Genomic DNA, 13,815 nt, shown 5'->3' on the forward strand with positions numbered 1-13,815 from the left:
GCGGATCAGGTTTTTCAGCTCAGGGCTTCAAGCACCTTGGCGGTGATCGCTTCAACCGAACCGACGCCAGGGATATGGCTGTACTTCGGCTTGCCACCGTTCTTGGCGGACAGGTTCTGGTAGAACTCCACCAGCGGCTTGGTCTGCGAGTGGTAGACCGACAGGCGATGACGCACGGTTTCTTCGGTGTCGTCCTTGCGCTGCACCAGCTCTTCGCCGGTGATGTCGTCTTTGCCGGCCAGTTTCGGCGGGTTGTAGACGATGTGGTAAACGCGGCCGCTGGCCTCGTGAACGCGACGACCGGCGATACGCTGAACGATTTCTTCGTCTTCAACGGCGATTTCGACCACGGCGTCCAGCTCGACACCGGCAGTCACCAGCGCTTCAGCCTGAGGAATGGTGCGCGGGAAGCCATCGAACAGGAAACCCTTGGCGCAATCGGCTTGAGCGATACGGTCCTTGACCAGCGCGATGATCAGGTCATCCGACACCAGGCCGCCGGCATCCATGATGCTCTTGGCCTTGATGCCCAGCTCGGTGCCGGCCTTGACCGCGGCACGCAGCATGTCGCCGGTGGAGATTTGCGGAATGCCGAATTTCTCGGTGATGAACTTAGCCTGAGTACCTTTACCGGCCCCGGGAGCTCCCAGCAGAATGACGCGCATCGATGTGCTCCTCAATTTTTTATATAAAAAACAATGGATTCGCCTCGTGGGGCCAATCTCATAGAACGGGTCGTGGCCGCCCAAACGGCCAAAGGCTGATCAAGATACACAGCAGGCTGCGCCCACACAAGACGCCAAAAGTCGGAGAAACCGGCGCCCGCCGCGACCTTGCGACGCGGTTCCCCAAGTCGCAACCCCATCATTAACTGTCGCCTGACCGCATTTTTCCCACGGCCAATAAACGGCACCCGAGGTTCGCCTCGGGTGCCCCGCCCCACGCAGAAAACCTTAGCCGGTATTTCGCAAACCGGCGGCAATCCCCGCCACAGACACCAATAACGCCTGTTCCACCGGGCTGCCCTGCTCGACATTCTGCTGCCGTGAACGCGCCAGCAACTCGGCCTGCAATAGATGCAGCGGGTCGAGGTAGGTGTTGCGCAGACGGATGAATTCCAGGGTATCCGGGCTATGTGCCAGTAGCTGCGACTGACCGGTCAGGCCGAGGACAACGGAACACGCCTGCGACAATAGGTCGCGTAAGTGCGCACCCAACGGCAGCAACTCCGGCTCCACCAGACGCTCGTCGTAGGACAGCGCGATATCGGCGTCGGCCTTGGCCAGCACCATTTCCAGCATGTCGATGCGGGTGCGGAAGAACGGCCACTGCTCGCGCATCTGCCCCAGCAATTCGCCTTCGCCGCGCTCCAATGCTTTGCTCAATGCGGTTTCCCAGCCGAGCCAGGCCGGCAGCATCAGGCGAGTCTGGGTCCAGCCGAAGATCCACGGAATCGCCCGCAGGCTTTCGATGCCACCAGCGCGGCGCTTGGCCGGACGGCTGCCCAATGGCAAGCGGCCCAACTCCTGCTCCGGTGTGGATTGACGGAAATACTCAACGAATTGCGGGTTCTCCCGCACTACCGCACGGTAAGCAGCGACGCCGTCAGCGGCCAGTTCGTCCATCAGATGCCGCCATTCGGGGGTTGGTGGCGGCGGAGGCAACAGGGTCGCTTCGAGCACCGCCGCCAGATACAGATTGAGGTTTTGCTCGGCGATGTCCGGCAGGCCGAATTTGAATCGAATCATTTCCCCCTGCTCGGTGGTGCGGAAACGTCCGGCCACCGAACCCGGCGGCTGCGACAGAATCGCCGCGTGCGCCGGGCCGCCGCCACGGCCCACGGTGCCACCGCGACCGTGGAACAGCAGCAGTTCGACTTGCTGCTCACGGCAGATTTCCACCAGCCGCTCCTGCGCCCGGTACTGCGCCCAGGCTGCCGCAGTGGTGCCGGCGTCCTTGGCCGAGTCGGAATAGCCGATCATCACTTCCTGCGGGCCTTGCAGCCGCGCGCGGTAACCGGGCAGCAGCAACAGGCGTTCGATCACAGGTCCTGCGTTGTCGAGGTCGGCAAGGGTTTCGAACAGCGGCACCACGCGCATCGGCCGCAGTACGCCGGACTCCTTGAGCAGCAGTTGCACCGCCAGCACATCGGAAGCGGCACCGGCCATGGAGATCACGTAGGAGCCCAGCGAAGCGCCCGGCGCGGCGGCGATTTCCTTGCAGGTGGCGAGCACTTCGGCGGTGTCGGCCGAGGGTTTGAAATGCGCCGGCAGCAGCGGCCGACGGTTTTGCAGTTCGCGGGTCAGGAAGCTGATGCGCTGTTCTTCATCCCACTCCTCGTATTTGCCGAGGCCGAGGTAATCGGTGATTTCAGTCATGGCCGCGCTGTGGCGCGACGAATCCTGACGCACATCGAGTCGCACCAGGAACAGACCGAAGGTCACGGCCCGGCGCAGGCAATCGAGCAACGGCCCGTCGGCGATCACGCCCATGCCGCATTCGTGCAGCGAGTTAAAACACAGCTCCAGCGGATCGAGCAGGTCGCGGTTGTTGTGCAGCACGTCGGCCGGTGCCGGGGTGGTTGCGGTCAGCGATGCATGGGCCCAGTTACGTGTGGCGCGCAGCCGTTCACGCAATTGTTTGAGCACTGCCCGATACGGCTCGGCACTGTCGCCGGCCCGGGCCTTGAGCGCATCGCTGGCCTGCTGCATCGACAATTCGGCGGCCAGGTGATCGACGTCACGCAGGTACAGATCCGCCGCCATCCAGCGTGCCAGCAACAGCACTTCGCGGGTCACGGCAGCGGTCACGTTCGGGTTACCGTCGCGGTCGCCGCCCATCCACGAAGCGAAGCGGATCGGCGCAGCTTCCAGCGGCAAGCGCAAACCGGTAGCGGCGAACAGCGCCTGATCGGCCTTGCGCATATGGTGGGGAATCGCCTGCCACAGCGAATGTTCGATCACCGCAAAACCCCACTTCGCTTCGTCCACCGGAGTCGGGCGGGTGCGGCGGATTTCTTCGGTGTGCCAGGCTTCGGCGATCAGGCGTTGCAGGGTGTTGTGGATCTGCTCGCGTTCGGCCGTGGTCAGGTCACGGTGATCCTGCGCCGCCAGTTGCGCGGCAATCGCGTCGTACTTCTGGATCAGCGTGCGCCGGGCCACTTCGGTCGGGTGCGCGGTGAGCACCAGTTCGATTTCCAGCCGCGCCAGTTGCCGGGCCAGGGATTCGGCACTGTGCCCTTCCTTGCGCAGGCGGGCGAGCAGTTCCGGCAGCACGCGGGACTCGAACGGCGCGGCCTGGGTCTCTTCGCGGCGATGGATGAGCTGGTACTGCTCGGCGATGTTCGCCAGGTTGAGAAACTGGTTGAAGGCTCGCGCCACCGGCAGCAGTTCGTCTTCGCTCAATTGATTGAGGCTGGCGCTGAGTTCGGCGTCCATCGAGCCGCGCCGGTCGGCCTTGGCGCCCTTGCGGATCTGCTCGATCTTGTCGAGAAACGCCTCGCCGTACTGGTCACGAATGGTGTTGCCCAACAGCTCACCGAGCAGGTGAACGTCTTCGCGCAAGCGTGCATCAATATCGGTCATCAGCATCTCTCCAGCAGTAATCGGTGACGGATCGCAAGTGAGTGGATGAACAGAGAGTGCCGCTCCGGGACGCTTCTTACAAGCAGACGACGAAGGGACTTTAAACCTTGAGGGTTGAAGCTAGTCTCAAGGGTAAGCCCCACAACGGCTTGCCGCCGGCTGACGCCGGACACTCACCAAGACCTGCCATGAGCAGGTGCGACATGAGGTTTTTATGAAAATCCGTGAACTCGCCCAGCATTGGGAAGAAACCGCCAAGGGTCGCCTGACCGATACCGGCTACACGATTCATCTGGATGTGGAAGCTGCCGCACGGCTGGCGGCGATCGCCGAGATGTACCCCAAACGTCACGCCGAAGAACTGCTCGGTGAGTTGATCGGCGCCGCCCTCGAAGAGTTCGAAGCGAGCCTGCCGTATGTGAAAGGCTCGACCGTGGTCGCCACCGACGAGGAAGGCGATCCGCTGTATGAGGATGTCGGCCCGACCCCGCGTTTTCTCGCGTTGTCGCGGCGTCATCTGCATGACTTGTCGGCTGCTGCCGGGAAGCAGAAACACTGATTCCTGACCCTTCAGAACGGTGGGAATGGTTTGCCCTCGATGGCGTCAGTTCAGCAGCACATGTGCTGTATTTGATGGCCTCATCGCTGGCAAGCCAGCTCCCACAGGGACTGTGTCCCCCCTCCGCTTTTGCGCCGTTTCTCGCCCGCGCGTACCTCTGCCCACCGCCAAAGTTCCCGGTTTAGAGCCCTGTCCGTTCGGTCAAAGTTTTTTTTGGCGATGGGCCATCTTTTCTGAACTTTTGAAAAATGCCTTCGGTCGGAACAGGTAACCACGCCTGGAACGAGCGTTTCAAAACGCGCTGACACATGACGGTTGTCACTCCTCGACCAGGATGGATTTCGAAGCTTCCAAGGAGTTAACCAATGGAGTTGAAGACCATGAAGACCCAAACCTCGTTCTCCCACCTGCGCGGTCTGAAACTGGCTGCTCTGGCCATCGGCACCAGCTTCGTGCTGGCCGGTTGTGCCGGCAATCCACCGACCGAGCAATACGCCGTCACTCAATCGGCAGTCAACAGCGCGGTCAGCGCTGGCGGTACCGAGTTCGCCGCCGTGGAGATGAAGCAGGCTCAGGACAAGCTGAAGCAAGCCGAAATCGCCATGCACGACAAGAAGTATGACGAAGCCCGTCGCTTGTCCGAGCAGGCCGAGTGGGATGCCCGCGTTGCCGAACGCAAGGCTCAGGCAGCCAAGGCCGAACTGGCTGTGAAGGACTCCCAGAAAGGTGTTCAGGAATTGCGTCAGGAAAGTCAGCGCCCAGTGCAGTAAGCGCGCATCCCGACCGCAAGGCTGAAACTCTTATCGATATAAAGGACGAACGATTATGCGTAAACAACTGATGATCCCCGCTCTCCTGGCTGCAAGCGTTGCCCTGGCTGCCTGCTCCACGCCACCCAACCCGAACCTGGAACAGGCACGCACCAACTACGCCGGCCTGCAGGCCAACCCGCAGGCAAGCAAGGTCGCTGCGCTGGAAACCAAGGACGCCAGCGACTATCTGGACAAGGCCGACAAGGCTTATCTGGATAAAGAAGACGCCGCCAAGGTCGATCAACTGGCTTATCTGACCAACCAGCGCGTGGAAGTGGCCAAGCAGACCATCGCTCTGCGCACCGCTGAAAACAACCTGAAGAACGCCGCCGCCCAACGTGCCCAGGCCCGTCTGGATGCCCGCGATCAGCAGATCAAACAGCTGCAGGACAGTCTCAACGCCAAGCAGACCGACCGCGGCACGCTGGTGACTTTCGGTGACGTGCTGTTCGCCACCAACAAGGCCGACCTGAAATCCAGCGGTCTGGTGAACATCAACAAACTGGCGCAATTCCTCCAGGAAAACCCTGATCGCAAAGTGATCGTCGAGGGCTACACCGACAGCACCGGTACCGCGAGCTACAACCAGTCGCTGTCCGAGCGTCGCGCGACTTCGGTGCAGGTTGCGCTGATCAAGATGGGTGTAGACCCGTCGCGTATCGTCGTACAGGGTTATGGCAAGGAATACCCGGTGGCGGACAACACCTCGGTCTCGGGCCGTGCGATGAACCGTCGCGTGGAAGTGACCATTTCCAACGACAACCAGCCAGTGATGCCGCGTTCGGCCGTGAGCTCGACCTCGCACTGATTCGCTGAGCGGTAAATGAAAAGCCCCGCCTGAGTGATCAGGCGGGGCTTTTTTGTCTGACGCAGATTTACTCTTCGAGCTTCTGCGGCGTCTCCTGGCCCATGCAGCGCACGGCCCTTTTCTGGCTGTTGACCAGCACCCCGGTCAGGCCTTTCTGTTCGGTGTCGAACAGCACCAGCACGCCATCGATGCATTGCGCCACTTGCGGCGCCGGGGTCAGGGAGACCTTGTAGTCTTCGCCGGGAACGGTCTTGAGCATGGTGAAGTCGTTGAGCAGCAACGCATCCTCGGGTTTGGCGAAGTGCAGGTAGCCGTAGTACCACAGGGCGCCGACGGTGCCGAGGATGCTGCAGATGCCGGTGATGATCAGCGGGATGGCGTTACGTTCTTCACTCATTGCGGACTCTCTGGTGGTTCGTCTTCAGAATTCGGGGGTGTTGGATAATTCGGGATCTCGCCGAGGCGGCGCAGGCCGTTGAAGTGTTCGGGATCGTCGAGGTAGCGCAGCATCACCTGACGCCAGACCGGGTCGCCGAAGGTCTGCACATGCCCGCCCCGGGTCAGCTGCAGCACGCGCGGTGGCGGCGCAGCTTGATACAGACGGATGCCGTTGGAAAGGGGCACCAGCGGATCATCGAGGCTGTGGAAGATCAGTTTCGGCACGCCGTTGAGCTGCGGCATCGCGTTGATCGCACTGTCGCCGTCCGGCACCAGCCACGACAGCGGCACCTGAAACGGCCAGGTCAGCCAGGAGGTGCTGAGGGCGTATTGGCCGACGCTGCGGTAACTGGCGGGCACGCCGTCGAGTACCAGGGCCTTGAGCTGTTTTTGCCTTTGCGGATGTTGCACCAGCCAATGCACCGCCATCGCCCCGCCGAGACTCTGGCCCAGCAGCACCAGCGGTTTGCCTTTGACCTCAGGCGCCTTGTCCAGCCAGGCGAAGGCGGCATCGATGTCCTGATAGATCGCCGGCAGGCTCGGTTCGCCCTCGGACAAACCGTAACCGCGATAGTCCACCAGCAGCACCTGATAGCCGTTCTTCGGCAACCACCAGCTCCCGCCCAAGTGCATCGGCAAATTGCCGCCGTTGCCGTGCAGGTGCAGCACCGTGCCCTTGACCTCAACCCCGGGTTTTGCCGGCAGCCACCAGGCATTCAGCTTGAGGCCGTCGGCGGTGGTCAGGGTGACGGTGCGGTATTCGAGCTTGGCCTTTTCCGGCGTGAAAAGCTGACCCGGCTCTGGGTAGAACAGCAAGGAACTGCAACCGCCGAGGGTCAGGAGCAGGCAAAGGATGCCGAGGATTCTCATCCGGTGAAACCTCGCAAAATTTTGAGTTGGAATTAGATCGTTCCCACGTCGAGGCGTCGAACCGTCCGCGTGGGAATGCCGCCATGGACGCTCCGCGTCCACTGTGACGCGGAGCGTCACGGGATGCATTCCCACGCAGAGCGTGGGAACGATCAATCGGTGTGGTTACAGGATATTGGAGTAATCCGCTTCGATCCGGTCCAGGCTCAGGTGATTGAGGAAGTTGGAGAAGCACATCCACGCCGACAACGCGTTCATGTCGCGGAACTGGTCCGGCAGGTACTTCGGCGGCACCACCAGGCCTTCGTCCACCAGCTGACGCAGGGTTCGCATGTCTTCCAACGTGGTCTTGCCACAGAACAACAACGGGATCTGCTCGAGCTTGCCCTTGCGCACGGCCAACTGAATGTAGTTGTAAACCATGATGAAGCCCTTGAGGTAGGACAAGTCTTTGGTGAATGGCAGACCGGTCGGCGTCGAGCCACGGAAAACCCGACTGGCGTTGCCGTAGCTTTCCGCCATCTCGAAGCCCTGCTCGCGGAAGAACTCGAAAATCTGCAGGAAGTCCGCGCCCTCCTCGACCATGTGAATGGCGCGGGTGCGGTTGGTCAGTTTGCGCAGGCGGCTTGGGTAGGAAGCGAACGCGATGATTTCCATCAGGATCGCCAGGCCTTCCTGAGTCACGGTCGACGAGGGCGGGCCCTTGGACAGGAAGGTGCAGATCGGCTGGTTCAGACCGTTGAGCGTGGTGCCGACGTGCACCAGGCCTTCGTGAACTTCCAGCGCGCGCACGTCGCGGTCGTTGAACATCGCGTCGGTGCGGATCTTGATGTAGTCGGCGCCCGCCGCCGCGTCGGCGACGATACCGTCGGACTCGAACACGCGGATGGTTTCCTCGGCCTCGCCGAACACCTTGTTCAGGCGAGTTTGCAGCAGGTGCACGGCGTCTTTGGCGGTGAGGATCTTCGGTTCGTCCTTCAGGTCGCCACGGCCGTCGATGTTGTTCAGATAGTCCGACATCATCAGGCCGAGGTCGGCCAGGGTCGGGTCACCGGCGTGGAACGCATCGGACGCGGCGCCGTACAGTTCCTGGGAAATCAGGCCGAAATCCTCGGTGCCGCGCGCTTCGAGCATGCGCACCACCATCCGGTATTCCTTGCACATGCGACGCATGATCTGGCCGACCGGGTTGAACTGGCCGAGCTGACGGGTGATGTCGCGCTCGATGTTCTGGAATTCCAGTTTGACCTTGCTCGAATCGAAGGACAGCGGCCGGTTGAGGTAGTAGTCACGATCCACCGCCGGCAATTCCTTGCCCTTGGCCTTGAGGAAGCCCTTGCGGATGTTCTCGTCCCACTTGACCGCGTCGAGCACGCGGATCGGCGTCTGCGCCAGCACTATGCGATCGGACAGAATGCGTATCGTCTGCTGGTAATCGTCCACCCGAAACTCCTGTAGAAAACGTGACGAACTGAATTATTTGGCCTTGGCCTGATGCTGATAGCGCGCCGCTTCGACGAAGACGTCGGAATTGGCCGGGTCGTCGAGGTAAGCAAAGACCTTTTCAAGCGGGCTGTCGACCTGCACGCCCTCGCCGTCATCGGTCTGGAAGCCCTGGCCGTCGAGGGCTTTCTGGGCGATGGCCTGGTTGATCTGTTCGAGGTCGAGGTTGTAGATCACCAGCTCGCGCTTGTCGGTGATCTCGAAGCCGGCGATGGTGAAGTGCCCGCCGTATTGCGCCGGCACCTTCGCCGACAGGTACCAGCGGTTGCCGTGGCGCGACACCGTGAACGGATAGGCTTCACGCTCCCGGGGTTTGGCTTTGAAATACGCAACCGCCTGATAGCGGTCGTTGCCCAGGCGCGTCAGCTCCAGATTCATCGGCTCGCCCCAGGCATTGGTGCTCGACCATTTGCCGAGCAGGCCCTTGGGCGCCGGTTCACTGGCAGGCAGCGGCTCCTTGAAGGTCACCAGACATCCGCTGAGCAGCAGGAACGACAAGGCGATCATCACGCCACGCCAGGCTTTCATTCGACACTCCCTTGAACACCCGTTTCTTCTGATCGTTCCGACGCTCCGCGTGGGAACGATCAGGGTCGAGAATTACACCGACGCGAGTACCAGGTGCATATAGCGCGTCAGAATGCCGAGCATGTCCTCTTCGGCCAAAGGCTCGGCGTCGTTGAGCAGGCCCTGATATTCCATCCGTCCGATAATCGCCGTCAACACCTTGGCATCCTGCTGCGGCTCGCGCGAGCCCAATACCTGGAACAACTGGCAGGTGCCCTGCAACAGAATCTGCTGATGGGAACGCACCAGTTCCGCCAGACGCGGGTTGAGCAGCGCTTCCTGGCGGAATGCCTGTTCAGCCATCAAATGCTCGCGACGGTTGACCAGTTGCCGATGCACGTAATCAGCCATCAAACGCGCGATATCGTCGGCCAGTTGCGAACGGGACTCCGGGCTGCCGTCACCGCTGACCACCATTTCGCGCAGCAGGCCTTCGTTGTTGATCCACAGCTTGGCCATATAGGCCGCGCTGCGTTCGACGTACTGGGCGAAGGTATCGGTGAGCAGGTCATCGATGTCCTTGAAGTAATACGTGGTGGCCGACAGCGGCACACCGGCCTCGGCGGCCACCGCCCGATGACGCACGGCCCGCACACCGTCGCGCACGACAATGCGCATCGCCGCATCGAGAATGTCCTGTCGACGCTGTTCACTGCCCTGCCGGCTGGCCTTGCGGCCCTGGTACTGAACACTTTCAGCGACCGCAGTGGCGATTCCCGCTGCACCCTCTTGAGCCATTGCACCGATCACGACAGGCATACCTCTGTTGTTTTCTTCAAAATTAACCATTTGATACGTTTGTACCAGACAGGCAATAAAAAGCCGCCCATTTCAGGCGGCTTTTTTATTGAAACACTTACGCTTGTGGCCGCATGTGCGGGAACAGGATCACGTCGCGGATCGACGGGGAGTTGGTCAGCAGCATCACCAGACGGTCGATGCCGATACCTTCACCGGCCGTCGGCGGCATGCCGTACTCCAGCGCGCGAACGAAGTCGGCGTCGTAGTGCATGGCTTCGTCGTCGCCGGCGTCCTTGTCGGCCACCTGCGCCATGAAACGCTCGGCCTGGTCTTCCGCGTCGTTCAGCTCGGAGTAGGCGTTGGCGATTTCACGGCCGCCGATGAACAGCTCAAAGCGGTCGGTGACGTTCGGGTTGTCATCGTTGCGACGGGCCAGCGGCGACACTTCGAACGGGTACTGGGTGATGAAGTGCGGCTGTTCCAGCTTGTGCTCGACCAGCTCTTCGAAAATCATCACCTGCAGCTTGCCCAGACCTTCGAAGCCCAGCACCTTGGCGCCGGCCTTCTTGGCGATTTCGCGAGCCTTGTCGATGTCGTTCAGGTCATCGGCGGTCAGCTCAGGGTTGTACTTGAGGATCGAGTCGAACACCGACAGGCGCACGAACGGCTCGCCGAAGTGGAACACCTTGTCGCCGTACGGCACGTCGGTGCTGCCCAGAACCAGCTGCGCCAGTTCACGGAACAGTTCTTCGGTCAGGTCCATGTTGTCTTCGTAGTCGGCGTAAGCCTGGTAGAACTCCAACATGGTGAATTCTGGGTTGTGACGAGTCGAAACGCCTTCGTTACGGAAGTTGCGGTTGATCTCGAACACTTTTTCGAAGCCGCCAACCACCAGGCGCTTGAGGTACAGCTCCGGCGCGATACGCAGGAACATTTCCATGTCCAGCGCGTTGTGGTGGGTTTCGAACGGCTTGGCCGCGGCACCGCCAGGAATGGTCTGCAGCATCGGCGTTTCGACTTCGAGGAAGTCGCGCTTCATCAGGAAGCTGCGGATGTGCGCGATCACTTGCGAACGGACGCGGAAGGTCTGGCGCACGTCTTCGTTGACGATCAGGTCAACGTAGCGCTGACGGTAGCGCTGTTCGGTGTCGGTCAGGCCGTGGTGCTTGTCCGGCAGCGGGCGCAGGGATTTGGTCAGCAGGCGCACGCTGGTCATTTCGACGTACAGGTCGCCCTTGCCGGAACGGGCCAGGGTGCCTTCGGCGGCGATGATGTCGCCCATGTCCCAGGTTTTCACCGCGGCCAGGGTTTCTTCGGACAGGGTCTTGCGGTTGACGTAGACCTGGATGCGACCGGTCATGTCCTGGATCACCATGAACGAGCCACGGTTGAGCATGATGCGACCTGCAACCTTGACCGGGATCGCAGCCTCTGCCAGCTCTTCCTTGGTCTTGTCCGCGTACTGTTTCTGCAACGCATCGCAGTAGTTGTCGCGGCGGAAGTCGTTCGGGAAGGCGTTGCCCTTGGCGCGCTCGGCAGCAAGCTTTTCCTTGCGCAGAGCGATCAGGGAGTTTTCTTCCTGTTGCAGGGCTTGCGGATCGAGTTGTAGGTCGCTCATGTCTTTAAATTTTCCATCACAGGTTCGTTGCCCCCGCCGGCGACGGGGGACTTGAGGTCGGTTGAAAGCTTACAGCCCCGATTTCAGGCTGGCTTCCAGGTATTCGTCGATGTCGCCGTCGAGTACCTTGTCGCAGTCACTGCGTTCGATGTTGGTGCGCAGATCCTTGATCCGCGACGCATCGAGCACGTACGAACGGATCTGGTGCCCCCAGCCGATATCCGACTTGGTGTCTTCCAGCGCCTGGGACGCCGCGTTGCGCTTCTGCATTTCCTGCTCGTACAACTTGGCCCGCAGCATTTTCATGGCGGTGTCCTTGTTGGCGTGCTGGGAACGTTCGTTCTGGCAGCTCACCACGGTGTTGGTCGGTACGTGGGTGATACGTACGGCCGAGTCGGTGGTGTTTACGTGCTGACCACCGGCACCGGAGGAACGATAGGTGTCGATCCGCAGGTCTGCCGGGTTGATTTCGATTTCCACCTTGTCATCGATCTCTGGCGAGACGAAAACCGCGGAGAACGAGGTGTGGCGACGGTTGCCGGAGTCGAACGGGCTCTTGCGCACCAGACGGTGCACGCCGATCTCGGTACGCAGCCAGCCAAAGGCGTATTCGCCCTTGATGTGCACGGTCGCACCCTTGATCCCGGCGACTTCACCGGCCGACAGCTCCATGATGGTCGCGTCGAAACCGCGTTTGTCGGCCCAGCGCAGGTACATGCGCAGCAGGATGTTGGCCCAGTCCTGGGCTTCGGTGCCGCCGGAACCGGCCTGGATGTCCAGGTAGGCGTTGTTCGGGTCCATCTCGTGGCTGAACATACGGCGGAATTCGAGCTTGGACAGGGACTCTTCGAGACCTTGAAGGACTTCGACGACGTCGTTGACCGCGCCCTCGTCGTTCTCTTCAACGGCCATGTCCAGCAGCTCGCGGCAATCGGCCAGGCCACCGTTCAGTTCGTCGAGGGTATCGACGATCTGCGCCAGCGCAGCGCGCTCGCGGCCCAGTTCCTGGGCGTATTCAGGTTTGTTCCAGACGGCAGGATCTTCAAGCTCGCGATTGACTTCGATCAGACGCTCATGCTTTTGATCGTAGTCAAAGATACCCCCGAATAGTTTCGGAGCGCTCGGACAGGTCCTTGATGGTGTTCAGGATCGGGTTGATTTCCATGACGGGCAGCACTCGTTGGCGAACTTTTGAAAGCCGGCGAGTATAACGTAATCAAGCTGTCACGGCAGCCCGTCTGGCGGCTCTTGAGGCGAATGAACCCAATGGTTCATTCGATCCCCACCTGATTGCGCCCGTTGTTCTTGGCCAGGTACAGGCCACGGTCCGCCGCCGAGATCAGCAACCGGCAGTCGCTGCCCGACTCCGGCACCATGGTCGCCAGGCCGATGCTGATGGTCAGGCTCGAGCCTTCGGCCGGGGCATTGTGCGGAATCTTCAGCGCCGCGACCGTCTGGCGCAGCTTTTCCGCCACCAGTCGGGCCCCGCCCGGCGAGGTGTTGGGCAGCACCAGCGCAAATTCTTCGCCGCCATAACGCGCCGGCAGATCGGACGGCCGGGCACTGGCCTCGCGGATTGCCGTGGCGACCTTGCGCAAGGCCTCGTCGCCTTCGACGTGGCCGAAGGTGTCGTTGTAGGACTTGAAGTAATCGACGTCGATCATCAGCAACGACAACTGGCTCTGGTCGCGCAACGAGCGGCGCCATTCCAGTTCCAGGTATTCGTCGAAGTGCCGGCGGTTGGACAGCCCGGTCAGGCCGTCGGAGTTCATCAGGCGTTGCAACACCAGGTTGGTATCGAGCAATTGCTGCTGGCTGACCCGCAACGCGCGGTAGGCCGCGTCCCGTTGCAGCAGGGTCATGTAGGAGCGCGAGTGATAGCGGATGCGCGCCACCAGCTCGATGTTGTCCGGCAGTTTGACCAGATAATCGTTGGCCCCGGCGGAGAACGCCGCGCTCTTGATCAGCGGGTCTTCCTTGGTCGACAGGACAATGATCGGAATGTCTTTGGTCGCCGGGTGATTGCGGTATTCGCGCACCAGGCTCAGACCGTCGAGGCCCGGCATCACCAGATCCTGCAGGATCACGGTCGGTTTGATCCGCACCGCATGGGCCACGGCCTGATGCGGGTCGGAGCAGAAGTGGAAGTCGATGTTCTCTTCATTCGACAGCCCACGGCGCACGGCCTCGCCGATCATCGCCTGATCGTCCACCAACAACACCATGGCGGCGTTCTCGTCGGTTTTGATGTCATCGATCTGTAAGTCATTCATGGGCGGTCACCTGAGTGCTGCGGGGGCCAGGATTGCCGATGG

13 protein-coding genes are annotated in these 13,815 nt (G+C 61.2%); 3 read left to right on the forward strand and 10 right to left on the reverse strand.

The window, feature by feature from the left end:
• Positions 1-14: 14 nt before the first annotated feature.
• On the reverse strand, positions 15-665 hold the full coding sequence (gene adk / locus BMZ46_RS06365; protein ID WP_064593717.1) for an adenylate kinase: 651 nt from the start codon (positions 663-665) through the stop codon (positions 15-17).
• Between the two features lie 288 nt (positions 666-953).
• Complete coding sequence (gene ppc / locus BMZ46_RS06370) at positions 954-3,584, reverse strand: phosphoenolpyruvate carboxylase (protein ID WP_074691433.1); 2,631 nt, start codon at positions 3,582-3,584, stop codon at positions 954-956.
• Positions 3,585-3,798: 214 nt separating this feature from the next.
• Between ppc and BMZ46_RS06375 the strand changes: the two genes are divergently transcribed.
• The 3 genes from BMZ46_RS06375 (at position 3,799) to BMZ46_RS06385 (ending at position 5,763) form a co-directional block, all read left to right on the forward strand.
• On the forward strand, positions 3,799-4,143 hold the full coding sequence (locus tag BMZ46_RS06375; RefSeq protein WP_011332654.1) for a hypothetical protein: 345 nt from the start codon (positions 3,799-3,801) through the stop codon (positions 4,141-4,143).
• A gap of 365 nt (positions 4,144-4,508) precedes the next feature.
• Positions 4,509-4,913 carry a DUF4398 domain-containing protein gene (locus BMZ46_RS06380; protein WP_011332653.1) on the forward strand — a complete coding sequence of 135 codons (405 nt, stop codon included), beginning with the start codon at positions 4,509-4,511 and terminating at the stop codon, positions 4,911-4,913.
• A gap of 55 nt (positions 4,914-4,968) precedes the next feature.
• Positions 4,969-5,763 (forward strand): lipotoxin F family OmpA-related lipoprotein LptF, encoded by a 795-nt coding sequence (locus tag BMZ46_RS06385; RefSeq protein ID WP_074691263.1) that lies wholly within the window; start codon positions 4,969-4,971, stop codon positions 5,761-5,763.
• A gap of 67 nt (positions 5,764-5,830) precedes the next feature.
• Here the strand turns inward: BMZ46_RS06385 and BMZ46_RS06390 are convergent, their stop codons facing one another.
• The 8 genes from BMZ46_RS06390 to BMZ46_RS06425 all read right to left on the reverse strand — a co-directional run bounded on the left by BMZ46_RS06390 (position 5,831) and on the right by BMZ46_RS06425 (position 13,773).
• On the reverse strand, positions 5,831-6,160 hold the full coding sequence (locus tag BMZ46_RS06390) for a PA3694 family proteiin (RefSeq protein ID WP_074691261.1): 330 nt from the start codon (positions 6,158-6,160) through the stop codon (positions 5,831-5,833).
• Complete coding sequence (locus tag BMZ46_RS06395) at positions 6,157-7,071, reverse strand: alpha/beta hydrolase (RefSeq protein ID WP_074691259.1); 915 nt, start codon at positions 7,069-7,071, stop codon at positions 6,157-6,159. Before BMZ46_RS06395 ends, BMZ46_RS06390 begins: the two co-directional genes overlap by 4 nt.
• Before the next feature lie 165 nt (positions 7,072-7,236).
• Positions 7,237-8,514, reverse strand: coding sequence for a flavohemoglobin expression-modulating QEGLA motif protein (locus tag BMZ46_RS06400; RefSeq protein ID WP_039769617.1), 1,278 nt, complete (start codon positions 8,512-8,514; stop codon positions 7,237-7,239).
• A 33-nt stretch (positions 8,515-8,547) separates the two neighbouring features.
• On the reverse strand, positions 8,548-9,102 hold the full coding sequence (locus BMZ46_RS06405; RefSeq protein ID WP_039769616.1) for a hypothetical protein: 555 nt from the start codon (positions 9,100-9,102) through the stop codon (positions 8,548-8,550).
• Positions 9,103-9,174: 72 nt separating this feature from the next.
• Positions 9,175-9,879, reverse strand: coding sequence for a TetR/AcrR family transcriptional regulator (locus BMZ46_RS06410; protein ID WP_011332647.1), 705 nt, complete (start codon positions 9,877-9,879; stop codon positions 9,175-9,177).
• 118 nt (positions 9,880-9,997) lie between these two features.
• Complete coding sequence (gene lysS, locus BMZ46_RS06415) at positions 9,998-11,500, reverse strand: lysine--tRNA ligase (RefSeq protein WP_074691257.1); 1,503 nt, start codon at positions 11,498-11,500, stop codon at positions 9,998-10,000.
• Between the two features lie 69 nt (positions 11,501-11,569).
• Positions 11,570-12,665 (reverse strand): peptide chain release factor 2 gene (gene prfB / locus BMZ46_RS06420; RefSeq protein ID WP_102621447.1). Its coding sequence is split into 2 segments (ribosomal slippage): positions 11,570-12,592 and positions 12,594-12,665, totalling 1,095 coding nucleotides; the frame shifts between segments, so codons are not numbered across the junction.
• Positions 12,666-12,771: 106 nt separating this feature from the next.
• Positions 12,772-13,773, reverse strand: a complete 1,002-nt coding sequence (locus BMZ46_RS06425) for a response regulator (RefSeq protein WP_039769610.1) — start codon at positions 13,771-13,773, stop codon at positions 12,772-12,774.
• Between the last annotated feature and the right edge of the window lie 42 nt (positions 13,774-13,815).

Source organism: Pseudomonas sp. NFIX49 (assembly GCF_900115915.1).
In the GTDB taxonomy this organism is placed as follows: domain Bacteria; phylum Pseudomonadota; class Gammaproteobacteria; order Pseudomonadales; family Pseudomonadaceae; genus Aquipseudomonas; species Aquipseudomonas pharyngis.

Excerpts from the sequence above, each read along its gene's own strand:
- adk (WP_064593717.1), bottom strand. The coding sequence starts at position 665 with ATGCGCGTCATTCTGCTGGGAGCTCCCGGGGCCGGTAAAGGTACTCAG.
- ppc (WP_074691433.1), bottom strand. The coding sequence starts at position 3,584 with ATGACCGATATTGATGCACGCTTGCGCGAAGACGTTCACCTGCTCGGT.
- BMZ46_RS06375 (WP_011332654.1), top strand. The coding sequence starts at position 3,799 with ATGAAAATCCGTGAACTCGCCCAGCATTGGGAAGAAACCGCCAAGGGT.
- BMZ46_RS06380 (WP_011332653.1), top strand. The coding sequence starts at position 4,509 with ATGGAGTTGAAGACCATGAAGACCCAAACCTCGTTCTCCCACCTGCGC.
- BMZ46_RS06385 (WP_074691263.1), top strand. The coding sequence starts at position 4,969 with ATGCGTAAACAACTGATGATCCCCGCTCTCCTGGCTGCAAGCGTTGCC.
- BMZ46_RS06390 (WP_074691261.1), bottom strand. The coding sequence starts at position 6,160 with ATGAGTGAAGAACGTAACGCCATCCCGCTGATCATCACCGGCATCTGC.
- BMZ46_RS06395 (WP_074691259.1), bottom strand. The coding sequence starts at position 7,071 with ATGAGAATCCTCGGCATCCTTTGCCTGCTCCTGACCCTCGGCGGTTGC.
- BMZ46_RS06405 (WP_039769616.1), bottom strand. The coding sequence starts at position 9,102 with ATGAAAGCCTGGCGTGGCGTGATGATCGCCTTGTCGTTCCTGCTGCTC.
- BMZ46_RS06410 (WP_011332647.1), bottom strand. The coding sequence starts at position 9,879 with ATGGCTCAAGAGGGTGCAGCGGGAATCGCCACTGCGGTCGCTGAAAGT.
- lysS (WP_074691257.1), bottom strand. The coding sequence starts at position 11,500 with ATGAGCGACCTACAACTCGATCCGCAAGCCCTGCAACAGGAAGAAAAC.
- BMZ46_RS06425 (WP_039769610.1), bottom strand. The coding sequence starts at position 13,773 with ATGAATGACTTACAGATCGATGACATCAAAACCGACGAGAACGCCGCC.